Origin of the sequence: Trebonia sp. (assembly GCF_049794275.1) — a bacterium.
Taxonomy (GTDB): Bacteria; Actinomycetota; Actinomycetes; order Streptosporangiales; family Streptosporangiaceae; genus Trebonia.
Map to the genome: position 1 here is coordinate 1 of NZ_JBARCR010001001.1, position 1860 is coordinate 1860.

Genomic DNA, 1860 nt, shown 5'->3' on the forward strand with positions numbered 1-1860 from the left:
CGGCATGCTCGCGGTGGCGCCGCGGGACGCGGGCCCGGCGGTCAGGTTCGCCGTGCTCGGCGCGCTAACCGAACTCACCGCCAAGAGCCTGCTGCTGAAGCGGCTGGGCGAGGGCGCCAAGCCGTACCAGCAGGGCAGGGCCGGGAAGCTGCTCGAGGTCGGCGAGGTGCTGACGGCAGCGGGCCTGGCCGGCGCGGTGCTCGCCAGCCGCGACAGGACGACGGCCGCGCTGTCCGGGCTCGCGCTGCTCGCCTCGTCCGCGCTAACCCGTTTCGGCATTTTCGAGGCCGGCCGCGCCTCGGCTCGCGACCCCGCGGAAACGATCGAACCGCAGCGCCGGCGGCTGCTCCAAAAATCGAAACCAGTCATCCAGAACGCACGCGTCTTACTCTCAGCCCCGCACTCCTGTCAGTGCCAAGAATGCCAGCCCGGAGGACACCTTACCGAGGGCCCGCGGTTCCACGACGCGCTGCAGCAGGGCTGGGAGCTGCGGCTAGCTTCTTGCGCCGCCGTCGGCCGCATCGCGTGTTTGCGGCACTCAGATGGCCAGCTAAGGCCGGGCGACGCATGAGTCCCTCTATCTCAGGGTTCCTGACTATGAACCCGGCTCGCCGTGTTCCTTGCTCCCACTGGCGCCGACGTTGCTCCGGCTGACGCGGACGGGGATACGGAAATTCCAGTGCCAGGCCAGCGACCTTGCCAGCCCGGTCGAACACCACTTCCCCGATTGCCCCCCCGGCCGCGAAAGCCAGCGGGACATCCACCAACGTGTAACCACCGAACTGCCGGGCGGACGGGGCATCTATGCGCTCGAAGCTGCCGGCGGAATCCACCATCTCCGCCCACCCGCGGGCAAGGTCCACCTGACCGCGCAAGCTCGCGTCGAACTCCCCGTCGACCTTCTCCCAGTGGCCCTCGATGAGGTCGCTGAATAGCACACATGCGCGGTCCGTCGCACCGCGTGGGATGGGCTGGGTCATTGGCTTTTCCTGTCCTGATCGGCCGGCCACCTTGATCTAGGCACTTAGTCGCCAGTCTGCTCCGTCGTCCTGGCAGGCGCCAATCTGTTACCGCACGCGATCGGCGGAGCGCATCCAGGCCGGGCTGAGGGTCCCCCTGACGCGATGATTTTTGACTGGGTCGCGCGTCTGCCTGGTTACCGCAGCAGGACGGCAGACGGGCTGCCCCGCGTGAGACATCACGGAGACACCATGATGAGCACCCCAAACGACCCGGCCGCCGCGTTGCCCGGCCGCCCGCCCGTGGTTGACCTGGCTACCTGGCAGGCTGCCCGTGACGAGCTTCTGGTCCGCGAGAAAGCCCACACCCGCGAAGGCGACGCCCTCGCCGCGGCCCGCCGCCGGCTGCCGATGATGGAGTTCGACGGGAAGGTCGAGGTGACCGGCTCCGGCGGCCCGGTCCCGTTCCTGGACCTGTTCCAGGGCCGCGACGAGCTCTTGGTCTACAAGCACATGTGGTGGGACGGCGCGCCGCACCAGGGGCAGTGCGAGGGCTGCACCGTCACGGCCTGGCACCTGAAGGACGCGGTGTACCTCAACGCCCGCGGCGTCTCGTTCGCCATCCTGACCCCAGGCCGCTGGGACGAGGTGGCCTCCTATACCGAGTTCATGGGCTACACCCAGCCCTGGTACTCGGTGCGTGACGCGGACGAGCCGATCGGCGGGGAAATGGGACACGTCAGCTGCTTCCTGCGCGATGGCGACCGCGTGTTCCTCACTTACTCCACGACGGGCCGCGGCACCGAAGCGGCCAGCGGGTCCTTCGCCCTGCTGGACATGACGCCTTACGGCCGGGGCGAGGCGTGGCAGGCCAGCCCGGACGGCTGGCCCGAGGGGCACG

General features: G+C 69.2%; 1 protein-coding gene and 1 pseudogene. Both read left to right on the forward strand.

Annotated elements, in window-relative coordinates:
• A pseudogene (locus tag WA805_RS25330) lies at positions 1–571 on the forward strand (hypothetical protein); the annotation flags it as partial.
• Positions 572–1211: 640 nt separating this feature from the next.
• Positions 1212–1860, forward strand: a 649-nt coding sequence (locus tag WA805_RS25335; protein WP_425243589.1) for a DUF899 family protein, incomplete at its 3' end; no start/stop codon positions are given.